The sequence below is a fragment of the Marinitoga okinawensis genome, assembly GCF_055387075.1.
This window is the reverse complement of record NZ_AP042422.1, coordinates 602800-625912: the sequence shown is the minus strand read 5'-3', so window position 1 is coordinate 625912 and position 23113 is coordinate 602800. Positions and strand designations below refer to the sequence as shown.

The window sequence follows — 23113 nt, the reverse complement described above, 5'->3', positions numbered from 1 at the left end:
CTCCAATTTTAAAATTTTTCTTTTATTTTTTCTGGATTTTCTCCTATTTCTTCCCAAATTTTATTTAATTCTTCATCTGACATTTTTGATAATTTTGCTAATCTATCTGGTACCCCTTGCCTTTTCCCCGGAAGACATCCATCAGGTTTTACTTCTCCTTTAACAAAAGCCTTTGCAAATCCAGAGCATCCTGGATATCCACAAGCACCACAATTAATACCAGGCAACAAATTTTCAGCAAATATGACTCTAACATCTTCTTTTACTTCAAACTTTTTTTCAGCAAAAGCTAAAAATGCACCAGCAAAAAATCCTAATATAGCAAGTAATATAACTGCATTTATAATAATAGACATTACAATTCCTCCCTTATAATTTTATGAGACCAGAAAATCCCATAAAAGCCATTGATAACAATCCTGCAGTAATCAATGCTATAGCAGTTCCTTTAAATGGTTCAGGAATATCATAATAATCCATTCTTTCTCTAATAGCAGAGAATATTATCAATGCCATTCCAAATCCAAAACCTGCTCCTAATGAATTTATTATTGTTTCTACTAATGTATAATTGTTCATCACATTTATTAATGCCAACCCTAAAATGGCACAATTTGTAGTAATTAAAGGTAAATAAATCCCTAATGATTCATATAAATTAGGAGATACCTTTTTAATATAAAATTCTATAAATTGAACTAATGTCGCAATTACCAAAATAAATACTATTGTAGTTAAAAATTCTAATCCCATTTTAACTAATATTAAATTCAAAAACCATGTTATTACACTAGATAAAACCATTACAAATATAACTGCCATCGACATGCCTGAAGCAGAACTTATCTTTTTAGATACTCCTAAAAATGGACATATCCCTAAAAACTTAGATAAAACAAAATTATTTACTAATATCGCTGAAAGAAATATAAAAAATAATCTCATTTCTTTTCACCAGCCTTTGCTTTGTTTCTATTATGTATTCCAATAGTATTGAACATTGCTAATAGCATTCCTAAAACTATGAATGCTCCTGGTGGAAGAATCATAACATATAATTTCATTGCATCTCCCCAAATAGGTAATCCAAATATAGTTCCATTACCTAATAATTCTCTAACAGATCCCAACAAAACTAAAGAACCTGTAAAACCTAAACCCATTCCCAATGCATCATATATAGAATCTAAAATACCATTTTTTGATGCAAATGATTCGGCACGACCTAAAATAATACAGTTAACAACTATTAAAGGTATAAATAATCCTAATGTTTTCCATAAATCATATGTATACCCATGCATTAATAAATCAACCATTGTAACAAATGAAGCAATTACAACTATATAAATAGGTATTCTAATATTTTTAGGAACCCATTTTTTTATTATAGAAACCACAATATTTGATAAAATTAAAACTGACAATGTGGCTAATCCCATACCTAAAGCATTTTCCGCATTTGTAGTCGTTGCAAGTGTTGGACACATACCTAAAACTTGAACAAATGTTGGATTTTGTTGAATTATTCCAGCTTTGAAATTTTTTATATTAGCCATTATTGAATCACCCCTTTGGATTTGAGGTATTCAAATCCTATATTAATAGAATTCGCAACAGCCCTTGGAGTAATTGTAGCTCCTGTCATTATATCACTTGTTTGAACTATTCCCTCTTCTTTTCCTTTTTTAATTTTATCTGGAGTATTCAATATAACTCCAGCATCCTTATTCACTTTTACACCTTTTATTAATCCTTCATAAGAAATCGGATAAAATCTTTCTTTAACTTTTTCTTCAGAAATATTTGCACCTAAACCTGGAGTTTCTTGTGAATAAGAAATTACTTCCAAATTATTAAAATATATTTTTTTGTCTTTCACAAAAGAAACTACAGAAATTACTTCTCCACCAAACCCTACACTTGAAACTGTTAATATATAAATTTCTTGCCCCTTATCATTAATATATTTATATGCTGGAGAATATACTTTCGCTTTTCCTTTTGAATATAAAACCCCACTATCATTTGAATCCCATATTGCAGAATCTAATTCTTGAGATGTTTTTGGTATCTTGTTATCACTAATTAGCAACCCTTCACCTCTAGAATTTTGTAAAACCTTCTTTATTGCTTTTAACTTAGCTTGTAATTCTGCATTATCAATAGCTGGTTTTGTTGAAACATATACCCATGAAACTATGAGTCCTGAAATAACTACAAACAACATTAAAATAAAACCAGTTTTCATATAATTTTTCATTTTTTACCACCTCTTGTTGTGCCGAAAATACGTGGTTTAGCGTAAATATCAATCAATGGAACAAGAGAATTCATTATTAATATTGAAAATGATACTCCTTCAGGATAAGCACCAAATAATCTAATTGTCATTGTAATAATTCCTAATCCTATACCAAAAATAACATGCCCTTTTACAGTCATAGGACTAGTAACCATATCTGTTGCCATGAATAATGCTCCAAGCATTATTCCACCACTTAATATGTGAAACCATGGTGATGCATATTTATCAGGATTTGATAAATAAAAAATAGATGCAATAATAAACACCGTTGATATGTATGTAATAGGTATCCATATTTTTATTCTTCCTCTAATAACCAAATATATAAAGCCAATTATTAAAGCCAATGCACTTACTTCTCCTATAGAACCTGGAATTGTACCAACAAATAATGTTTTTAAATTTATGGTATAATCTGGCCAATTTGATAATGCAGATAACCCTTTTTCCTTTAATATTGCTAAAGGAGTTGCTGTAGTTATTGTATCAAATTTATAATAAAATGGTCTATACCATGTTGTCATAGCAACTGGAAAAGAAATTAACATAAATACCCTACCTACTAATGCTGGATTAAATATATTTTTTCCTAATCCGCCATATACATTTTTTCCTAAAACAATAGCAGCAAAAACTCCTATTAATATTTGCCACCAATTAACTGCTAACGAAAGGTTCATTGCCAATAATAAACCTGTAACTGATGCGCTAAAATCTGGTTTGAAATTCTTTTGTTTTCTTAAAACTTTCATTATAAATAATTCCATACCTTCTGCTAAAACCATGGTATATAGCATTATCCACAATGCCCTTAATCCAAATACCCATGTTGACACAATAACTGATGGTATGAGGGCTATTAATACATCTACCATCACAGCTCTAACACTATCTTTTGATCTTAAATGTGGTGCCGCTGCAACATTCAACTTCATTTTTTTGCCCTCCCTTTTAAAGCTCTTGCTACCTTTTTACCCGTTTTAAATGTTTTTACTAATTCTATTCCAGCAGGACATGCATATGAACATGATCCACATTCTATACAGTCCATTAATCCATATTCAAGAGCTTTATCATATTCTCTTTTTTCAACTTGCATTTTTAATAAATATGGCATTAAATTTATTGGACATACCTGAACACATTTAGAACATCTGATACATGGAAAAAGCTCTTTTTTAGGGGCTACTTCCTTTGTCATTACAGTTAAAGCATTGTTGCCTTTAAATGTTGGTAATTCAATATTAGGTAATGGAATTCCCATCATTGGACCACCATACAGTATTCTATCTATTTTTTCTTCCTCTACTAATCCTACATGTTCTAATAAGTCTTTAGCTAATGTTCCTATTCTATATATAAAGTTTCCAGGTTTTTTTACACCTTCACCCGTTAATGTAATACCTCTTTCCACTAAAGGTTTTCCTTTTTCTACGGCTTCATAAATTGCATAAGTTGTAGAAACATTAAAAACTATTGCTCCTACATCTAATGGTAATCCACCTGATGGAACTTCTCTCTTAGTAATTGCATAAATTAATTGTTTTTCTGCACCTTGTGGATACTTTGTTTTTAATACTTTTACTTCAATTGATTCTCCTGATACTGCTTCTTTCATTTTTTCTATTGCATCAGGCTTATTGCTTTCTATGCCTATATATGCTTTTTTTACACCTGTTGCATGCATAATAATTTTAATACCTTTAACTATTTCTTTTGATCTTTCTAACATCATTCTATGGTCTATTGTTATGTAAGGTTCACATTCTGCTGCATTGATAATCAAATATTCTGCCTTCTTACCTTCAGGAATACTCATTTTCACATGTGAAGGGAACATAGCTCCGCCTAACCCTACAATTCCAGCTTCTTTAACAATTTCTACTATCTCTTTAGGAGACTTTTTTGAAAAATCACCATGATTTGGTATTAAATCCCATTCATCTTCTCCAGTTCTTTGAATAACAATAACGTCATTCTTTGTTCCAGTTGCAGCATTAGTCATTTTAGTAATTTCTACTACCTCACCAGTCACAGAAGAATGAATATTTGCGGATATAAAACCATTTGCTTCTCCGATTTTTTGCCCAGTCTTTACTTTCTGACCAGGTTCTACCAAAACTTTTGCTGGAGCCCCTATGTGGTTAGTAGTATAGATGTATACCTTTTCTGGTAATGGCAAAACTTTTATTTCTTTATGTTCTGCCAACTCCTTTTTTTCAGGTGGATGCACTCCACCCTTAAAAGTCAATAGAGACATTTCCTTCCTCCTTTCATGATTTTCTGATTTGTGGTATATTATATAATACTTTATTTGGTTTTTCATTATAATATGGTCTTGTACAATAGCTACATCCACTGGTTTTTATAGCTTCTTCAATATTAATATTTACGTCTGGTAATTTTATTAGTTTACCTTCATAAAACTTAAAATCTTCAATATTTACATCATATTTTTCTATAATTTCCCTTGCAAATTGAATCTTTCTATATCTTTCTATTGAAGGAGGTTTTCTATTTTCTAATTTAGTTCCTTTTACTGGTGTAAAAGAGAAAAGAGAAACTAATATATCATATTTTTTCATTTTCAACATTAATTTTATTAATTCTTCATCATTTTCACCTAAACCAACTATTATATGTGTCGTTATCTTTTTAGGATACTTTTTTGATGCTTCAATTAAAATATTAAAGAGAGAGTTAAAACTCCCCCCTCTAATTTCGGAATATAATTTCTCACTTGCTACATCGATGGAAATCCCCAAATTATCTATATTATATTTAAATATTTCGTTCACTTCTTCAATATCTTTTGGTCTTAAAGATACCGCTTTTAATACCTCAATATTTTTTATTTCATTTAAAAAATTTTTTAATTCTTCAAAATAATTATAAGAATTTACAACTTGAATACAGATCCTTTTAAAAGGATTATTAGTATTTATAGATTCAATAAATTCATTTAATGAATATTCAGGCCATTTTATTCTAGATAAATAATCTTTATCGCTTTTTGCCTCCCTTGCTTGAGCACAAAAACTACAATTAAATATACATTTTTCACCTAACATTAAATATGCAGTTGGCATATCAAACTTCAACTTTCCTTTTTTTAAGCCTAAGGCTATTGCTGTAGCATAAGATAACTTTAATTTCATATTATTCCTCCTGAATTATAATTCCTTCAATTCCATTATCAAAAGTAATTTTTAGTAAAGTAGATGATTTTGTTTCATAAATTATATTTTTATTATATTCATTATTACATAATTTTTTCTCTATTATGTTGATAGTATTTAGATTTTTCTTCAATCTTTTATTCATAGCAACAGATGTTGTATATATGTAATCTATCATAAATAGATTAAATAGAATACCAACAATTATTAAAGAAATTATTAAGATTAATGAATATATTTTCACTAAAAAACACCTAACCATATACCCAATAATATTGCTCCTATAATTAAACCTATTGATAATCCAAAAATTATTAATATATCACTGCTTTTAACTTTATTTTCAGGTAAATTTGCTTCTTTTTTTAAACCTGCAATAGATTCTTTCAAAATATCTCCAATTATTTTATCTTCAGGAGGATTAAAATATTCTTCTCTTTTCCTATGCATTTCTTCTATTTTATTACTATCAACCATCATTTTTAAATTTTTTGAAATTACAGTCTTCCCAATAAGCCTTCCACCTAGATCTACTTTAATAAAATAATAATCGGTATCTGGTATTAATTCCTTAGCAATAAGCTTCGATTCGATTGGTAAAATATTTTTCCCAGCTTCGTCAAACTTGTCAGGATACATTTCTTTTAATCTATTAAGATTAGCTGGATCAACAGCATCAATAACCAAAGTATATATCGGATCCCCAACATCTATATTATTCACTGTCATACCATTTAGCGGGTCAGATAATGGTAATACTTCAGGAGAAGACTGAACATCTACTCTATTCAAATAAGATTTTTCTTTCTCCGAAAAGCTTCTATGCTCTGTCATTAACCATACTAAATCTTGATAGGTTAACTTTTCAGCTACAATTCTTAAATTTACTTCTCCCTCCCAATCTTCAAATATTTCTGAAATAATCGCTTTTACAACTGCTACATCAGAGTCCCTTACAGCTAAAAACATTTTAGCATTAATAATTTCCGGGCCATATCTTTTCATCGTTGATTGAACAAATGCCAAAAACTGTTTATTTAAATCTAAAACCGTTGAGTCTTTTATTGCTTTATAATATAATTCCTCTAATGCAGATTTAAACTCTATATAAGATAAATTAATATCAGGTATTTCATATTTTGGCAATTTTGATTTTGGTATTGAAATCATTTTATATTCAGGATTTCCTTTCTTTTTACCAAACATATATCCTACTAAAACTTCTGCAGTTAGAGATGACGTAGCATAAAATTTCACAGCATAAAAATCCATCTGGCCACCCCCTATAATACATAGCCTCCTGAAGGTACATCATCAGGGATATCTTTTACAGAATTACCAATTACAACATTTTTACCAATGCTTATATTTGAAGGAATAGAAACATTAAATCCTATTAAAGTTATATCAGAATTATAAATTTTGCTATTGAATTTATTTTCTTTGAATTCTCCTATTCCTATTTTTACATTTTCTCCAATTTCTGCATTTTCTGCTATTATTGCTTTTTCTATATATGCTCCTTTCCTTATAATACATCTATTCATAATAACAGAATCCTTAACAATAGCGCCTTCTTCAATAATTACTCCTTGGAACAAAACAGAATTATGAACTTCTCCATAAACTTCGCATCCTTCACTAATTAAAGATCCAGAAAGGTTAGCTTTATCTGAAATAAATGCTGGAGGTAATTCTTCAGATTGAGTATATATTTTCCAATTAACATCATGAATATTTAATAAAGGTAATGGCCCTAATAGCTCTAAATTTGATTCCCAGTATGATTCTAATGTTCCAACATCTCTCCAATATCCTTCATAATTAAATGCCACAAGATTATTTTTTTCTTCAAGCATTCTTGGAATTATATTTTTCCCAAAATCATGTTCAGAATTTGGATCTTTTGCATCTTCTATCAATAATTTTTTTAAAACTTTCCAGGAATATACATAAATACCTAAAGAAGCTAAATTTCCTCTTGGTTCTTTGGGTTTTTCTTGAAATTCTACAATTTTCCCAAAAGAATCTGTTACCATTATTCCAAATCTATGAGCTTCATTTAAAGGAACTTCCATACATGCAATTGTTGCATCAGCATTTTTTTCTATATGAAAATCTATCATTTCATTATAGTCCATTTTATATATATGATCACCTGATAAAATTAATACAAAATCCGGATCATATGTGTCTATATATTCTACATTTTGATAAATAGCATCTGCCGTACCCATATACCATGACTGATCTGTACTACTTACATAAGGAGGTAAAATTGTTAATCCACCTGTTTTTATATCCAAGTCCCAAGGTCTTCCTATACCTAAATGTTTATTCAAAACATGAGGTCTGTATTGAGTTAAAACTCCTACATTGTATATTCCCGAATTCACACAATTGCTAATAGCAAAATCAATTATTCTGTATTTTCCCCCATATGGAACGGCTGGTTTTGCTAAATATTCCGTAATAACACCTAATCTTGTACCTTGCCCTCCTGCTAATATTAAAGCAACAATATTCATATTATCCCCCCTAAATAATCGTACCTTTTTCAATTACCAAAATTCTATTTTCACCTATTACTTTTTTTCCTTCTCTTATTTCACAATCTTTATCTATTATTGCATTTTTTATGACACTTCCTTCAGAAATTATAGTATCCTGCAAAATTATTGAATTTTCTACTATAGCTCCAGCCCTTATTTTAACCCCTCTTGAAATAATAGAATTTTTCACATTCCCATTAATTATAGTTCCATCCGCTATAAATGATTTTTTTATATTTGCATTAATATTTATTTTAGGTGGTGCATAATCTTTTAATTTAGTATAAATTTTATTATTATAGAATAATTCTTTCCTTATATTATCATTTAAAATATCCATATTGGTTTTATAATATGTTTTTATAGATTTTTTTATATTAGACCAATAACCTTTAAAATCATATGAAAACACTCTTAATTTATTCAAATTCGGAATAATCAAATCATGAACAATATCCTTTCCTCCATTTGGAATTGTCGTATATAACAACTCAACTAATAATGCTTTATTTATAAAATATACACCAAGAGATATTCTGTTAGATTTCGTGTTTTCAGGTTTTTCGTAAAACTCTAAAATTCGCCCTTCCTCATCTGTAATAATCTGACCATAAGTATTTATAAATTCATCATCAACTAATTCTTTAGTTAATATAGTAATATCAGCTGCATTAGATAAATGATAGTGATATAATTTATTAAAATCAAAATTATATATATGATCACCAGAACCAATTAATACAAAATCTTCATCGCCTCTTCTTAATAATGTCATATTCTGAAATATTGCATCTGCCGTACCTTTATAAACCGGTATTTCATCTTTATTTTTAAAATATGGCTGTAATATAAACAAACCTCCTGTTTTCCTATCCAAATCCCATTCTTTTCCACTGCCAAGATGATCCATTAAACTCCTAGGATAATATTGAGTTAATACCCCAACTTTTTTAATTTTAGAGTTTGACAAAATTACTCAAAGTAAAGTCTATAGCTCTATATTTTCCAAAAACAGGAACAGCTGCACTTGCTCTTTTTTTGGTTAACTCTTTAATTCCACTTGTCGATGATCCTGCTAAAATTAAACCTAATATTTTCATTTTATCAATCCCCCTTAAGAATTAAAAAAAATTCCTTTTCAAGATGGTATAACTTATTTTCATCTTCTTTCTTTATTTCAGGAAATAAATATGAATAATCCAAACCAATTAATTTTAATATTTTTACTAATATATATTTCTTAAAATTGGGATATTCAAATAATAATCTTAAATTTTTAAGCATTTTATTATATGCATATTCATAATTTATATCTTTAATCCCAAATTCTCTTTTTAGCATATTGTTGAATTCAATCGATATCCTACTTATATCCTTTACTTTTAATATTTTCCACCATTTATTTTCTATAAAATGCGTTCCAAAAAATTTTAAAGATAATATTTCATCAAAATTATATTCAAACCTAGTATGTGATATACTTTCTGAATAATAACTATTTATTAATGAATGCAATTTTTCATCCAATTCCATATGAGAAATATAACCCAAACGAAAACTTTCAGGAAAATTTTTCATTATTTTTGCATATTCTGAACTTTTTAGTTCATGTAATCGAGATCCAATTTCCACATATTTTTTTTCATTAGCATAAAAAAAGACATCTGGTCCTTGTGCTCCCAAATACAATTCCGGCTTCCAATATTCTTGTGAACTCTTCATAGAATATAATATATGCGCTAAAATACTTGGCATTTTTTCACCTCAAAACTCTAATCCATAAACATTTTAAATACAAACTTTCTGGTATTTGAAGTATCCATGGATGATCATTAGACTGGATTATAATATCTAAATTTTGCAACATAATCCCTTCATTTTCTACACTTCTTCTTAATGCTTCTATTAACAATGAAATATCAGCTTGATATGCACAACTACACAAACTTAAAATACCAAAATTTTTTAACTTTTTAATACCTAATTCAGAAATTCCTTTAAATATTTGAACACCTTTAAACCTTTCATTTTTTTTCTTTATTAAAGATGGAGGATCTAACATCATTAAATCAAATATTTCTGAAGATTCCAAAAGATATTGTTCAACATCACCATAAATTATTTCTATTTTATTCTCTATATCATTTAACTTAGCATTCTCTTTTAATAATTCTAAAGCATATTTATCTTTATCAACAGCTATTACTTTTTTAGCACCAAATTTTGCCATATTTAGTGCAAATCCACCTGTATATGAATATGCATCCAAACCTATAGTATTATTTGAAAATTGCCTAATATATATTCTGTTTTTTCTTTGATCAAAAAAGAACCCCGTTTTTTGACCATTTTTTATATCCACAATATATTTTATTCCTTCTTCTTCAATAATTAAATTATCAGAAGGTTCCTCACCCCACAAAACTCCAACATATCTTTCCAAATTTTCTTTTGATGAAGTTTCAAAGTCACTCCTTTCATATATTCCCTTTATTTCATTTCCAAATATTTCTTTTAAAGTATTAATAATGCTATCTTTATTTTTTTCTACCCATTTATTTCTAAATTGAATTACTAAAAAATCATTATATTTATCTATAATTAATCCTGGAATCCCATCTGCTTCTGCATGGAAAAAACGATAAGATTTTCCGAATCCCGTTCTTAGCTTTAATGCTTTTATAAATCTTTTATAAAAAAACTTTTCATCTATTTCTTCATCTGATAAAGATAAAATTTTTACTGTTATATTAGATGATTTAGAAAATATTCCTTTTCCAATAAATTCAAAATTATTAGAAAAAACATTGCATAATTCGCCATCAATTTTTTCACCTGTTATTTCAGAAATTTCATCCTTGAATATCCACAAATATCCATTTTTTATCTTTTTTTCTTTTCCTTTTTTTAATTTTACAATTATCATAAGTCGTGTTGCACATCCAATCTATATTCAACTAATTCTTTTTCATTAAAAAATATTTTCATTTCTCTTTCTGCATTTTCAATGGAGTCTGAAGCATGAACTATATTTTTAGTTACACTCATACCAAATTCTCCTCTGATGCTTCCTGGAGAAGCTTTTAATGGATCTGTATTACCTATAATATGTCTCACCATATCAATAACTCTTGGCCCCTCTAAAACCATTACAACAACTGGTCCAGATAAAACAAATTCTATTAAATCTTCATAAAAATCTTTCCCTTTATGTTCTTTATATAATTCCTCTACCTGATCTTTTGTAGCCATTATCATTTTCATTGCAATAATTTTTATTCCTCTTCTTTCTAATCGGCTTATAACCTCACCAACTAAACCTCTTCTAACAGTATTAGGCTTTAAAAATAAAAATTCTCTTTCTTTCATCAAAATTCCCCCTTTAAATATCCATCTTCAATATAAATTCCTTTATTACAATAATTCATTAATTCTTTTTCATGAGAAACAACTATAATGGTTTTATTCAATTTATTCAACTTTTGAAATAATTCAAATACTATTAATTTATTTTTCGTATCTAAACTCCCTGTAGGTTCATCTGCCAAAATGATTTTTGTATCTCCAACTATCGCTCTTAAAATACTGGCTCTTTGTTTTTCACCACCAGATATTTCACCAGGATATTTATGTAGTAAACCATCTATACCTAATATTTCAGAATATTCTTTTATTTCATCAATATTTTCATCTTTAGTTCTTATATATTGAGCTAATTTTGCATTTTCTAAAATGGTTAACTCATTTATCAAATTAAAAAACTGGAAAACAAACCCTATTCTTTTTTTTATATTATCAAAACCATACATTATCTTTCCACGATCTGGTTTTAATAAATTGCCAATTATAAACAATAAAGTACTTTTACCGCTTCCTGAATGACCATATATACCGTAAAAATTGTTTTCCTCTATATTTAAATTAATATCATTTAATACATTTTTTGTTTTATCATAAGAAAAATATATATTTTTTAATTCAATTAAATTATTCATCATGTAGCACCTCAACAGGATCAAAGGATAATAATCTTTTTGATGAAGTGTATGAAAAAATTACAGACAGTCCTATTATAAATATAAAGCTTAGAAGTATATCATTAAAAGATATATAAAAAGGAATTTTATCTATATAAAACACTCCTGATGGTAATTTTATATCAATAGATTTTAAAATAAATATAGTAAAAATTGCTGATAATAATCCTAAAACATAACCTAAAATGGATATTATCAAACTTTCAAGAATAAACACTAAGGATATCTTTTTTTGAGTTAATCCAAGAGAATATAAAATACCTATTTCTTTTTTTCTAACAAAAATAGAATACATAACAGAATTAGAAATACTAAAACCACTCATTAATACAACAAAAAATGTAATTATTAATGCAAAATAGGAATCAATTTCAACTGCTTTTGAAAAGTTTTCATTTTGTTCTTCCCATGTTGATGCCAAATAATTTTTCAAATAAGTGTTTTTTATTTTTTTTGCTTCTTTTGGATTATTTAGGTAAATTCCCGTATAATTCAAATTCTCATATGATTCTTTTTTTATTAAAAAAGTGGAATCTATTATATATATTCCGGAATGAAAAATTCCTGTTATTTTTATATTTTCTAATTTAATTTTCCCTGAATTATCTGTATAAAATAAATTGATCTTATCTCCTAAAGCTAAATTCATACTTTGGGCTAATACATCCCCAACAATACAAGAACTAGCATCGCCCTTAATTATGATGTTATTAAAATTTTTAATGTTATCAATTTTCCAATAAGTTGCTGTTATTTTTTTTCCATCATGATTAAAAAAACCTTGGAATGTTGAAAAATACATTTTAAATTTTTCGTCTTTTAATTTTTCATTATATTTATCATATACAATAATATGAGGATAAATTGATGTCAAAGAATCAATTAAGGATTTATCAAATCCTTTTATTACAGAAATTACTACAATCATCCCCCAAACTCCTATAAATATTGATAAAAAAGGAAAAAGAAAATGTTTTTTATTTTTTTTAAAAAAACCTTTCACCAATAATAAGATTTCTTTCATAAATTGCTTCCCACCAATACAATAACATCTGAATTAAGAGTATTATAGAAGTTTTCACTTAAAAATTTCACTACAGAAAAGTAAAGAATTGGATTTTCTTTAATATCTATTATTTGAAAAACTAAATTAGAATATCTTTTTTTTATTTCGCTAAGTATTTTACCTCTTATTTTTTCATTCTTAATTATTAAATAGGATTTATTATTATTAATTCCTTCTATATTAGGTAATATATCTACTATTTCTATTAAAAATCCATATGCATTTTTCCACCTATTTCTTGTAACTGTATAAAAGCTCAAATTAAAATTTTTCATATTATTAATTAATGTAATCCAAATTTTTTTATTTTCAGGTGGTTTTTCAAAATCAGACAAATATTTATTCATATATTCTATTTTATCAGTTTTTAATTTCACATAATCCCCTACTACATCTATAGGCAAAGATAAAAAGGTTATGCTTGCTTTTTTAGATACTAAAAAAATAGAAAACAATTTTTTAAAATCAAATGAATTAACCGTTTTTTTTAATACCTTATCGATTGAGTAAAAAATTTTAGACAATCCTGAATTTTTTGCAGCATTCATAAGAGCAAATAATACATCTTTTTGTCTTTGTATTCTCCCTAAATCTCCTAAAGCATCATGCCTAAATCTAGCATAATATAGCAATTCTTCACCATTCAAATAATTGTATCCCTGTTTAAAATTTATATGAAGGTTTTGATGAAAGTCTTCATAATACATATCTTTTGGAACATATATTTTCACGGGAGAATATATATCTCCAACTTCTTTAAATAAACTATAATCAAATATTATATAGTCTGACACTTTAATACTAAATGTATTTTCTATAATGTTTTTCAATTTTCCAATACCATATTTTACATAAATAGCATTTATTCTCAGAGTTTCATTATTTACATTTACTAATAAATCTCTAGGAATCGGCAAAACTAAAATCTTTTTTTTCCCTTCGCTAATTCCAACTAATAGAACAGAATCAGTTCTTGAAACCTTTTCGGTAACATTTGTTGTGTCCATTCCTAATACTAAAAAATAATATGGATCTGGCAATTTATCCATTTTAGCATAAATATTAAAAAAAGGGAAAAACATAGACATTATCACAATTAATGAAAAAATAATGCCTAAAAAATACATTAAAAATTTCATTTGATCACTCCAAAATAGTTTTCAAAGATTCAATAACTGTTTTATCCACATAATTTCTTTTCATTTTTTTCTTTAATTCTGGTAAATTTATTTCTACAGGTTTAGATAATAATGTTTTAATAACTAACTTATCATAACTTGTTATAGAATATTTTGAAAAAGCTTGTAATAAAGCAAAAGCACCATTAAATGAGAGATTTGTATTTCCAAATTTTCTAATTTCATTAACAAAATTATTAGAAACTAGTATATCCATAATTCCTGCATTTCTTGTCTTTAATGTATCAAAGAAATCATCAATCGAGTTACCTCTACCTTTTAACAAAGAATCTACTTCTCTAATACTTTCACTTTTTAATACAAAATGATATTTTATAGTTGATGGTGTTATATCAAACATCTGTTCAAAATTAGTTAAAGCTTCTTCTGGTTTTAATGAGTCAATACTTAATCCTTTATCAGAATAGAAAATATTATCTGAACTTTTAACAATAAAAATTTTCCTAGAGTTATTTTTTACTCTAATAAAATATAATTCAGTTTTTTGTGGCATTTCATAAGTTACTAAATAGCTTACCGCGTCAGCTTTCATATCAGCTGAATTTTTTAAACTGTTATAATAATAAAATATTCCGCTCACCAATATAATGATTATAGATATTAATAAAATCCAAATCCATTTCCCTGAAGATCTTCTACTTCCACCAACTTGAATTCTAGCTGCCAACTTAATACACCTCCAAAAAGTTCTATTATTTATTAAAGTTTATTATTTTAGTATAATTCCAAGCATCTATTGTGTCTGGTAATAATAAATGTTCTTTTTTTAATGCATATATTATTTTATTTTTTAGTATTTCAATATATGCTTTATTTAAGTCATAAAAAGCCAAATTTCTAAAGTATTCTACATTTTCATATTTTCTAGTAGGTTCAATAGAATCTGAAATAAAAATAATTTTCCCAAGAGTATCAAAGTATTTATATCCACTGGTATGATAATATATTGCGTCATATATATCTTTTTTTATTTTAAATTTTCTTCTTAAAAATTCTGCAGCAATCTTACCGTGCAACAATATAGGATTTCTTTCTTCTATATATGAAATATCTATTTCATATGCTTTTGAGATTCTAATAAGTTTATAGGGTTTTACATCTCTAAACAGGTCATGCCCCAATGCTGCTATTTCCGATTTTTTTTCACTAATATTATTTTTATTAGCAAGAATCTTTGCTGTATATACTACTCCCATAATATGTTTCAATCTATATTCCGATACAATATTTTTAAGTATAATATTAATTTCTTTTATTATTTCATTCAATCTCTCTTCACTCCTATAAAATCTCATAATTGGATCTTATTATGTTTAAACCATAAGAATACTCTATATTATTTTCTATTGTTTCATATAAATTTAATAAAAAATCTACATCATTAGATAAAGTAACTACAGTAATTTCTCCTATTTTTTTATGGTCATTAAAACCGCTTTCGGATATTGCAATATTATATTTTTTCTTTAATCCATTTATAAGCTTTTTAATAATACTTCTTTTATCTTTCAATGAAAAAATTTCATTTATTCTAAATTGATACGTTGCAACTAATATTTTCATTTAATCACCATTTTTTATATTCAATTTTATTTATTAAATATTCTTCATATCTTGCCATTATAAATAATAAATCAGATAATCTATTAATATATTTTAAAAGTTCAACAGGTAATTTTTCTTCTTTTGAAAGTGTAATTATTCTTCTTTCAGCTCTTCGAGAAATCGTTCGACATATATCTAATTTAGCCGATTCTATTGTATTTCCTGGTATTACAAATCCTTTCAATCCTATTTTATTTTCAAATAAATTTATATAATTCGTTATTTTATCAACATCTAATGTTTCTATAGGTTGTATAAATTCTTTATTTTTAGAAGCTAAAATTCCTGCTACTTTAAATAAATCATTTTGTATTTCATTAATTATTTTTTTTACTTCAAAAGATTTTACATAATGTTTTGCTTCTCCTAAAAAAGAAGATAATTCATCTATAGTTCCATATGCTTCTACTCTTAAACTATCTTTATACACTCTTTCTCCTGACCAGAGACTAGTTTTTCCTTTATCGCCACCACCTGTGCTTATTGACATCAATAGACCTCCTTTTTATAAAACTATATAGTTTTATCTATTTTATTATACCATTTTAAATGTGAATTTTTAAGAACTTTTTATAAAATAAAAAGATGGTTGCATTTGCAACCATCTTTAATTATTATTCTTATTATTCTTGTTCCTCTTTTTCTCTTTCTCTTTCTTGAATTATTTTTTGTTGAATATCTGGGGTTACTTCTTGATATGTTGAGAATTTCATTGTAAAATAACCTTTTCCACTTGTTATAGAACTCAATCTAGGAGAAAAATCAAGCATTTCAGCTAAAGGTATTTCAGCATCTATCCTATCCATTCCTCTTCCTAATGATTGCATACCCATTGGTCTTCCGCGTTTTGATGATATTTCACCCATAACATCACCTGTATATTCTGTTGGAGTATATACCTCAACTTTCATAACTGGTTCTAATATTACAGGATTTGCATTTTTCATTCCATCTTTAAATGCTTGCCTTGCCGCAATTTGGAACGCAATATCTGAAGAATCTACATCATGATACGAACCATCAAATAATGTAACTTTAATATCAACTACAGGATATTCTGCAACAACACCTTTTTTCATTGCTTCTCTAATACCCTTATCTACAGAAGGTATAAAGTTCTTTGGTATTACTCCTCCAACAATTTTATCCACAAATTCATATCCTTCTCCTCTTGGTAATGGCTCTAATTCTATTTTTACATGTCCATATTGTCCATGGCCACCAGTTTGTTTTTTATGTTTATATTCAGCAACAACTTTTCTTCTAATTGTTTCTCTATATGCTATTTTTGGTTTTCCGACTTCTACATTTACTTTAAATGTTTTCTTTAATCTTTCAATCATGATTTCCAAATGAGTTGTTCCTAAACCTGAAACAATAGTTTCACCTGTTTCAGGATCAAATTCCCATGAAAATGTTGGATCTGATTCTTGTAATTTTGATAGAGAATTATTTACTTTATCAATTTCATTTTTCGATGTTGGTTTTACAGATTTTGAAATCATTGGTTCTGGGAATTCTGGAACGTCTATTTTCACTAATCTTGATGAATGAGCAACTGTATCATTTATTCTACTCTTTTTTAATTTAGGAACAACTATTATATCTCCAACTCCTGCTTCAGAAACTTCTTCATTTTTATCAAATTTTGGAACGTAAATATGAGAAACTTTTTCATTTGAGTCTTCTTGAACTTCTACAAAGGAATCACCAGCTTTTATTGTCCCAGCTAAAACCCTTATATAAGTTAATTTACCCACAAATGGGTCTACTGCATTCTTTACTACTAAACCTACAAAAGGCTCTTCTTCTTTTCCTTCAACAATAATTTCATTTTCTCCTAATTTACCTTTAAAAGTTCTTTCTGATGGATACATACCAACCAACTTAATCATTTCCATAAATCTATCTATACCTATGTTTTTTTCAGCTGAAGTAATTATTATAGGTACAACTTCATCTTCTTCAAATGCTTGATGTAATGCCTTAAATACATTATCAGGATTTAAAGCTTCTTCCCCTTCTTCTAAATATTTTTCCATCATCTCCTCATTTGTTTCTACTACATCTTCAATCAATTCTTGATGATATTCTTCATAATATTTTTGTGCATTTTCTGGAATTTTATCTAACTTCTTATCTTTCCCAGATTGATCTGATTCATATTCGAATGCTTCTTTAGTTATTAAATTTACTATTCCTTTAAATTCTAATCCTTCACCAATAGGAGTCTGTAACGGAACAACTTTAACTCCATCTTCAAAAAATTCTTTAATAGAAGATACGAGGGCACCAAAATTTACTCCCTCTTTATCAAGCTGATTAATTAAAATAAATATAGGCTTTTTATTTCTTCTTGCTATTTTCCAAATTCTTTCTGTTGTAACTTCAATACCAGAACTTGCATTAACAACTAAAACGACATTATCTACAGCATTCACTGCAACATCTATATCACCTAAAAAATCCGATAACCCTGGGGTATCAAAAAAGTAAATCCTTGAATCTTTATAGTCTACAGATACTACATGATTTGAAAAAGTTGCACCTTTATCTTTTTCAACCTCTTCTGAATCTAAGTATCTTTGACCAATTCTATCTGCCCCACTATAATTTTTCAAAACTGCATCCATTAACGTGGTTTTCCCACATCCGTGGTGTCCAAAAAGACCCACTATTCTTTTTTTATCTGATTCAATGATTCCCATACACTATACACCCCCACTGTAAAATCTATTTTTTCTTAAATACCCCTAAGAAAGCAGGAATTTTATTTCTCCAATTTTCAGACCTATAATTTAATATTTTTCCATTATAATAAAATAATGAAGAACTTCCACCATCTAACATCATTGCTTGTTTAATATTTCCTATCTTTTTTATTAGTATTTGAGCTTCATCATAATTTATACCAGGATTCGATTCCATGTAACCATCAACTACTATAAATAATACCATATTATCGTTATCAATTGCAACTATCGTTCTGGGTGTTTTTCGGCCAATAATGCTCGATGAATAGGATAATTTCTCCTCTTTCAATGCTTCTGGCATCAAATCATCAGAAACTATTAAAGGACCACCCTCTACCATTTCTTTAATGGCTATCTGTTGGTTTATATCAATATTAAAAACAACTTCATCTCCTTCAGAAACATCTTTTATATATTTTAAATATTTTCTATCTATAAGTAATAATTTTTGATTTTTTATAGGTCTTTCTTTTCCTATATGAACTACATAGCCATTCTCAATAAGTAAAAATATATAATCTTCATCACTTTCTTTTATTTTCCCTTTATATTCACTTGTATATAGTTTAACATCACCTTTCCAAGCTGTATTTATTGCTTTTATCCAAAACAAAACGTTCTTAACATATATTTTGTATTCCATAACTACATCTTTGATAGTTGGTATATTATGACTATCAATAATAAAACATGGCCTCAAATAAGAAGATATATGTTGTATCTTACCATCAGTTATTATCTTTCCAATAGGTTCTAAAGTAGATACGTCAAAATATCCTGCATTTATTGCTAAAATTGGCTTTTTTTCATTTAAAAAATCTTCCGCATCTTTCGGAGAACCTAAATTATTAAATATAACTTTAATTTCCATCTCTTTTGGATTTATTCTTGCAATGTGGACTGGAACTATTCTTCCATTTATTTCTATCATTTTATTTTCCACATTAAGCAATTCTGTGTCAATACTATAAGTTTTAATATTTCCTGAACTAGCATTTGAAACTGTTGTTTTATTTTTTATTTCATTTAATTTTTTTTCTAAAGGTGATGATTGATCAGTATTACTTTCATCGGTCTTAGAAATTGTTGTCGATGTTACTGTTTCTGTGTTTGTGTTTATAGCAACATTATTTGTTATATTATCTTCTTTAGAATTATTATTAATTTTTGATTTATTTAAAGAAAGTATAATACTTCTCTTAGATATAGATATATCATAACTCTCAAAATTTTTTATGGTATATTTTACTACATTATCAGATACTACTTTGAAATCCATATCCTGAGGGACTGGAAATTCATTAACTGCTGGATATATTAAAAAACCATCCTTTTCAATCTTTATCATTTTATTGTTTATTAAATGGCTTAATGTAAAAATAATTTTATCAAAAGAATATTCGATTTTTATAATTCTTGGAATACTGTTATAAACAAAAATATCATTATTTATATGGAAAGATTTTAATCCTAAAAAATCATTAACAGCATCAATCCATATATATAATTTTTTATCTTTAGATAGTACTGCAGATGAAAAAGATCTATTAATATTAAAATTAACCCTTGCTGTGCCTTTTATTAAATCTAGTTCCAAAATATCATTATTTTTAGGATTTGACAGATATATTATATTCTTAGATGGAAATTGTTGTAATTTAAAAAATGAGACAATTTGTTCTACATCTACAAAAATCTTATCAGAAAATTTCATTGAATAAAATTCTGTTGATTCTTTTGTTATATCAATATAATATACCTGTGATAATGCAACTAAAGATAATATCAATACAGCAAATATAAGAAAGAATTTCTTATACATTATTTACCTCCTACAATTTTTTCATATATTAATTTCATTTTTTCTTCATGTGGAGGATTTTCTGTAATTTCATATGCTTCAGTTAATAATTTTAAAGCTTCTTCTACATTACTCTTTTCTGAAACATATAATTTTGCAATTACATCTCCCTTTGATATTTTAGCTCCTAATTTTTTCAAAATTTTAATACCAACCGAATAATCAATTTCATCTTCTTTTTTCTTTCTACCAGCACCTAAAACCATTGATGCTATCCCAACTTTTTCTGCATCAATATGAGAAATATATCCTTCTTTTTCAGCTTTAAATTCAACTATATTTTTAGAAATAGGCAAGATTTCTTCAGGATTATCTATTACTCTTTCATCACCACCTTGAGCTTTAATCCATTTTCTCATAACTTCTAAAGCTTTCCCATTTTCAATATTTTTTCTTAAAACTTTTAATGCTTCCTCATATGTATATAATCCTGATAAATCTAGCATATTTGCGCCTAACTCAATACACAATTCTGTAAAATCTTCTGGCCCTTCCCCTTTTAACGTATCAATCGCTTCTAATACTTCTAAAGAATTTCCTACATTATCTCCTAAAGGTTGATCCATATTAGTTACTAAAGCTATTATCTTTCTATTATTCAATTCAGCTATCTCAACCATAGATTTTGCTAATTCTATTGCATCTTTTACACTTTTCATAAAAGCGCCACTTCCAGTTTTTACATCTAAAACTATTCCATCAGAATTAACAGCCAATTTTTTACTCATTATACTTGCTGAAATCAGGGAAATTTCATCAACAGTTGCCGTTACATCTCTTAATGCATAAATTTTTTTATCTGCAGGGGCAATATTACCTGTTTGACCTGCAACAACCATTCCAACTTCATTAGCAATTCTAAAAAACTCATCCTTAGATATTGCAGTTTTGAAACCTGGTATTGACTCTAATTTGTCTATTGTTCCACCTGTATGTCCTAATCCTCTACCAGATAGTTTAGAAACTTTAAGTCCTGCAGAAGCTACTAATGGACCTAAAGCTAATGTAGTCTTATCTCCTACTCCTCCAGTTGAATGTTTATCTATTTTTATTCCTTGAATACCTGATAAATCGATTATATCACCACTATCTCTCATAACCATTGTCAAATAATATCTTTCTTCTTTACTCATACCATTAAAAAATATAGCCATTAACCATGCTGAAATTTGATAATCTGGTATTTGACCATTTACATAACCATTTATCATAAATTCTATTTCTTCCTTTGTATTTAATTCTCCATTTCTTTTTTTATAAATTATATCTACTGGCCTCAATGTTATTCCTCCCTTTAAAAATAATTTTAATCAATGTACCTTGATTTTCTTCACTATCCACCTCTATATATGCTCTGTGTTTTTCTAAAATTTCTTTAACAATATATAATCCTAATCCAGTTCCCGGAACCTGTCTAGTCCTTGACTTATCAACTCTATAAAATAAATTAAATATTTTATTTCTTTCACGCTCTGGAATTCCTATTCCGGTGTCTTCAACTTCAAATATTACTTCACCATTAGATTCATATAATCTAATAAACACTTTTTTCTCTTTAGATTCTTTGATATGCGTAAACTTTACTGCATTATCTAATATATTATAAATCACCTGCATTAAACGATCTTCATCACCATAAATAATTAAATCATCTTCTACTTCTAATATTAGATCAATATCCATTTCTTTTGTTAATGAATTAAAAATTGCATACATCTTTTTCAATAAATTTGAAAGATTTATTTCTTTAAATTGATATTCATAATCTTTTCTTTCTAGCCTATTTATATCCAATAAATCATTTATCAATCTAGTTAACCTCGATGATTCATCTTCTATTATCCTCAAAAATCGCAATGCTTGAGGAGATAAAGCCTCTTCATTCATCAATAATGTTTCAGAGTATCCATGAATAACAGTTAATGGAGTTTTTAATTCATGAGACATTATTGTTAAAAATTCTCTTCTCATCAAATCCAATTCTTTTTCTTTTGTTATATCTCTTAAAACTATTATTCTATACTTTTGATTTTTCTCTGATTCTAAAAAAACTTTTTTTATTTCACAATGAAAAAAAGTTTTTTTAGGACTATAAACGATAATCTCATCACTGATATTTTTATCTTCCCTATAACTTTTTAATATTATATCAATTAAATTATGGTCTTCTAAAATTTCTGAAAGTGTTTTTCCCAAGAAATCTGAAGTTATAAATAAATTTTGAGCACTCTTATTCGCATAATCTAAAACCAAAGTATCAGAATCTTCAGAATAAAAAATTAGCATTATTGCTTCTGAAATATTATTCAATATCGAATAAATATTTTTTCTTTTTGTTTTTTCAAGAGATACTTTCTTATTTAAACTATTTATTTTTTCTTCCAAAGAATGTATTAAATATTCAGAAGCTGGGTCATTCGCACTAATAGATAAAACTTTAGCTATAGACTTCTTTAATTTAGTATTCTCTCTTTTTAAAAATATATAATTATTAAAAACAAAATATAATATTATTAAAAATAACAATACAATTAATACATAAAGCATTTTATC

The 23113-nt window shown here is 27.0% G+C and carries 24 protein-coding genes and 1 pseudogene; all 25 read right to left on the bottom strand.

Annotated elements, in window-relative coordinates; all coding sequences use genetic code 11:
- Window positions 1-8: 8 nt before the first annotated feature.
- The 25 genes and pseudogenes from ACZ5CK_RS03050 to ACZ5CK_RS02930 all read right to left on the bottom strand — a co-directional run bounded on the left by ACZ5CK_RS03050 (window position 9) and on the right by ACZ5CK_RS02930 (window position 23107).
- Entirely contained in the window at window positions 9-356 is a 348-nt protein-coding gene (locus ACZ5CK_RS03050) for an RnfABCDGE type electron transport complex subunit B (protein ID WP_464582438.1), read from the bottom strand.
- Window positions 357-369: 13 nt separating this feature from the next.
- Window positions 370-945: an electron transport complex subunit RsxA gene (gene rsxA, locus ACZ5CK_RS03045; RefSeq protein WP_464582437.1), complete on the bottom strand. Its 576-nt coding sequence runs from the start codon at window positions 943-945 to the stop codon at window positions 370-372.
- A complete protein-coding gene (gene rsxE / locus ACZ5CK_RS03040) occupies window positions 942-1559 on the bottom strand; it encodes an electron transport complex subunit RsxE (RefSeq protein ID WP_464582436.1) in 618 nt (205 codons plus the stop codon). Before rsxE ends, rsxA begins: the two co-directional genes overlap by 4 nt.
- Entirely contained in the window at window positions 1559-2263 is a 705-nt protein-coding gene (locus ACZ5CK_RS03035; RefSeq protein ID WP_464582435.1) for an RnfABCDGE type electron transport complex subunit G, read from the bottom strand. Before ACZ5CK_RS03035 ends, rsxE begins: the two co-directional genes overlap by 1 nt.
- Window positions 2260-3243, bottom strand: coding sequence for an RnfABCDGE type electron transport complex subunit D (locus ACZ5CK_RS03030; protein WP_464582434.1), 984 nt, complete (start codon window positions 3241-3243; stop codon window positions 2260-2262). The genes ACZ5CK_RS03035 and ACZ5CK_RS03030 overlap by 4 nt, the downstream gene beginning before the upstream one ends.
- Window positions 3240-4568: an electron transport complex subunit RsxC gene (rsxC, locus tag ACZ5CK_RS03025; RefSeq protein ID WP_464582433.1), complete on the bottom strand. Its 1329-nt coding sequence runs from the start codon at window positions 4566-4568 to the stop codon at window positions 3240-3242. Before rsxC ends, ACZ5CK_RS03030 begins: the two co-directional genes overlap by 4 nt.
- 13 nt (window positions 4569-4581) lie before the next feature.
- Complete coding sequence (locus tag ACZ5CK_RS03020) at window positions 4582-5466, bottom strand: radical SAM protein (protein WP_464582432.1); 885 nt, start codon at window positions 5464-5466, stop codon at window positions 4582-4584.
- 1 nt (window position 5467) lies between these two features.
- Window positions 5468-5731, bottom strand: coding sequence for a hypothetical protein (locus tag ACZ5CK_RS03015; RefSeq protein WP_464582431.1), 264 nt, complete (start codon window positions 5729-5731; stop codon window positions 5468-5470).
- Window positions 5731-6759, bottom strand: coding sequence for a DUF4899 domain-containing protein (locus ACZ5CK_RS03010; protein WP_464582430.1), 1029 nt, complete (start codon window positions 6757-6759; stop codon window positions 5731-5733). The genes ACZ5CK_RS03015 and ACZ5CK_RS03010 overlap by 1 nt, the downstream gene beginning before the upstream one ends.
- A gap of 11 nt (window positions 6760-6770) precedes the next feature.
- On the bottom strand, window positions 6771-8015 hold the full coding sequence (locus tag ACZ5CK_RS03005; RefSeq protein ID WP_464582429.1) for a glucose-1-phosphate adenylyltransferase: 1245 nt from the start codon (window positions 8013-8015) through the stop codon (window positions 6771-6773).
- 10 nt (window positions 8016-8025) lie between these two features.
- Window positions 8026-9139 (bottom strand): annotated as a pseudogene (gene glgD, locus ACZ5CK_RS03000) (glucose-1-phosphate adenylyltransferase subunit GlgD).
- Window positions 9140-9143: 4 nt separating this feature from the next.
- Window positions 9144-9794 (bottom strand): hypothetical protein, encoded by a 651-nt coding sequence (locus ACZ5CK_RS02995; RefSeq protein WP_464582428.1) that lies wholly within the window; start codon window positions 9792-9794, stop codon window positions 9144-9146.
- Window positions 9795-9798: 4 nt separating this feature from the next.
- On the bottom strand, window positions 9799-10965 hold the full coding sequence (locus ACZ5CK_RS02990; protein ID WP_464582427.1) for a class I SAM-dependent rRNA methyltransferase: 1167 nt from the start codon (window positions 10963-10965) through the stop codon (window positions 9799-9801).
- Window positions 10962-11408 carry a nucleoside-diphosphate kinase gene (ndk, locus tag ACZ5CK_RS02985; protein ID WP_464582426.1) on the bottom strand — a complete coding sequence of 149 codons (447 nt, stop codon included), beginning with the start codon at window positions 11406-11408 and terminating at the stop codon, window positions 10962-10964. The genes ACZ5CK_RS02990 and ndk overlap by 4 nt, the downstream gene beginning before the upstream one ends.
- The gene (locus ACZ5CK_RS02980; RefSeq protein ID WP_464582425.1) at window positions 11408-12037 is read right to left on the bottom strand and encodes an ABC transporter ATP-binding protein; all 630 of its coding nucleotides are present in this window, start codon (window positions 12035-12037) and stop codon (window positions 11408-11410) included. Before ACZ5CK_RS02980 ends, ndk begins: the two co-directional genes overlap by 1 nt.
- Entirely contained in the window at window positions 12027-13004 is a 978-nt protein-coding gene (locus ACZ5CK_RS02975; protein WP_464582424.1) for an ABC transporter permease, read from the bottom strand. The genes ACZ5CK_RS02980 and ACZ5CK_RS02975 overlap by 11 nt, the downstream gene beginning before the upstream one ends.
- 92 nt (window positions 13005-13096) lie before the next feature.
- The gene (locus ACZ5CK_RS02970; protein WP_464582423.1) at window positions 13097-14281 is read right to left on the bottom strand and encodes an LCP family protein; all 1185 of its coding nucleotides are present in this window, start codon (window positions 14279-14281) and stop codon (window positions 13097-13099) included.
- A 4-nt stretch (window positions 14282-14285) separates the two neighbouring features.
- Window positions 14286-15008: a hypothetical protein gene (locus ACZ5CK_RS02965; RefSeq protein ID WP_464582422.1), complete on the bottom strand. Its 723-nt coding sequence runs from the start codon at window positions 15006-15008 to the stop codon at window positions 14286-14288.
- A 25-nt stretch (window positions 15009-15033) separates the two neighbouring features.
- Entirely contained in the window at window positions 15034-15609 is a 576-nt protein-coding gene (gene yqeK, locus ACZ5CK_RS02960; RefSeq protein ID WP_464582421.1) for a bis(5'-nucleosyl)-tetraphosphatase (symmetrical) YqeK, read from the bottom strand.
- 13 nt (window positions 15610-15622) lie between these two features.
- Window positions 15623-15904, bottom strand: a complete 282-nt coding sequence (locus ACZ5CK_RS02955) for a DUF503 domain-containing protein (protein ID WP_464582420.1) — start codon at window positions 15902-15904, stop codon at window positions 15623-15625.
- A 4-nt stretch (window positions 15905-15908) separates the two neighbouring features.
- A complete protein-coding gene (locus ACZ5CK_RS02950; protein ID WP_464582419.1) occupies window positions 15909-16436 on the bottom strand; it encodes a cob(I)yrinic acid a,c-diamide adenosyltransferase in 528 nt (175 codons plus the stop codon).
- Window positions 16437-16569: 133 nt separating this feature from the next.
- A complete protein-coding gene (fusA, locus tag ACZ5CK_RS02945) occupies window positions 16570-18654 on the bottom strand; it encodes an elongation factor G (RefSeq protein WP_464582418.1) in 2085 nt (694 codons plus the stop codon).
- A gap of 25 nt (window positions 18655-18679) precedes the next feature.
- Complete coding sequence (locus ACZ5CK_RS02940; RefSeq protein WP_464582417.1) at window positions 18680-20521, bottom strand: phosphodiester glycosidase family protein; 1842 nt, start codon at window positions 20519-20521, stop codon at window positions 18680-18682.
- Entirely contained in the window at window positions 20521-21840 is a 1320-nt protein-coding gene (locus ACZ5CK_RS02935; RefSeq protein WP_464582416.1) for a pyrimidine-nucleoside phosphorylase, read from the bottom strand. The genes ACZ5CK_RS02940 and ACZ5CK_RS02935 overlap by 1 nt, the downstream gene beginning before the upstream one ends.
- Window positions 21815-23107 (bottom strand): sensor histidine kinase, encoded by a 1293-nt coding sequence (locus ACZ5CK_RS02930; protein ID WP_464582415.1) that lies wholly within the window; start codon window positions 23105-23107, stop codon window positions 21815-21817. The genes ACZ5CK_RS02935 and ACZ5CK_RS02930 overlap by 26 nt, the downstream gene beginning before the upstream one ends.
- Between the last annotated feature and the right edge of the window lie 6 nt (window positions 23108-23113).

Bases quoted from the DNA above. Each gene is read 5' to 3' on its own strand.
- ACZ5CK_RS03030 (WP_464582434.1), bottom strand. From the start codon at position 3,243: ATGAAGTTGAATGTTGCAGCGGCACCACATTTAAGATCAAAAGATAGT.
- ACZ5CK_RS03050 (WP_464582438.1), bottom strand. From the start codon at position 356: ATGTCTATTATTATAAATGCAGTTATATTACTTGCTATATTAGGATTT.
- ACZ5CK_RS02970 (WP_464582423.1), bottom strand. From the start codon at position 14,281: ATGAAATTTTTAATGTATTTTTTAGGCATTATTTTTTCATTAATTGTG.
- ACZ5CK_RS02940 (WP_464582417.1), bottom strand. From the start codon at position 20,521: ATGTATAAGAAATTCTTTCTTATATTTGCTGTATTGATATTATCTTTA.
- ACZ5CK_RS02975 (WP_464582424.1), bottom strand. From the start codon at position 13,004: ATGATTGTAGTAATTTCTGTAATAAAAGGATTTGATAAATCCTTAATT.
- ACZ5CK_RS02995 (WP_464582428.1), bottom strand. From the start codon at position 9,794: ATGCCAAGTATTTTAGCGCATATATTATATTCTATGAAGAGTTCACAA.
- rsxC (WP_464582433.1), bottom strand. From the start codon at position 4,568: ATGTCTCTATTGACTTTTAAGGGTGGAGTGCATCCACCTGAAAAAAAG.
- ACZ5CK_RS02980 (WP_464582425.1), bottom strand. From the start codon at position 12,037: ATGATGAATAATTTAATTGAATTAAAAAATATATATTTTTCTTATGAT.
- ACZ5CK_RS03010 (WP_464582430.1), bottom strand. From the start codon at position 6,759: ATGGATTTTTATGCTGTGAAATTTTATGCTACGTCATCTCTAACTGCA.
- ACZ5CK_RS02930 (WP_464582415.1), bottom strand. From the start codon at position 23,107: ATGCTTTATGTATTAATTGTATTGTTATTTTTAATAATATTATATTTT.
- rsxE (WP_464582436.1), bottom strand. From the start codon at position 1,559: ATGGCTAATATAAAAAATTTCAAAGCTGGAATAATTCAACAAAATCCA.
- ACZ5CK_RS02955 (WP_464582420.1), bottom strand. From the start codon at position 15,904: ATGAAAATATTAGTTGCAACGTATCAATTTAGAATAAATGAAATTTTT.
- rsxA (WP_464582437.1), bottom strand. From the start codon at position 945: ATGAGATTATTTTTTATATTTCTTTCAGCGATATTAGTAAATAATTTT.
- ndk (WP_464582426.1), bottom strand. From the start codon at position 11,408: ATGAAAGAAAGAGAATTTTTATTTTTAAAGCCTAATACTGTTAGAAGA.
- ACZ5CK_RS03020 (WP_464582432.1), bottom strand. From the start codon at position 5,466: ATGAAATTAAAGTTATCTTATGCTACAGCAATAGCCTTAGGCTTAAAA.
- fusA (WP_464582418.1), bottom strand. From the start codon at position 18,654: ATGGGAATCATTGAATCAGATAAAAAAAGAATAGTGGGTCTTTTTGGA.
- ACZ5CK_RS02990 (WP_464582427.1), bottom strand. From the start codon at position 10,965: ATGATAATTGTAAAATTAAAAAAAGGAAAAGAAAAAAAGATAAAAAAT.
- ACZ5CK_RS03035 (WP_464582435.1), bottom strand. From the start codon at position 2,263: ATGAAAAATTATATGAAAACTGGTTTTATTTTAATGTTGTTTGTAGTT.
- ACZ5CK_RS03005 (WP_464582429.1), bottom strand. From the start codon at position 8,015: ATGAATATTGTTGCTTTAATATTAGCAGGAGGGCAAGGTACAAGATTA.
- ACZ5CK_RS02950 (WP_464582419.1), bottom strand. From the start codon at position 16,436: ATGTCAATAAGCACAGGTGGTGGCGATAAAGGAAAAACTAGTCTCTGG.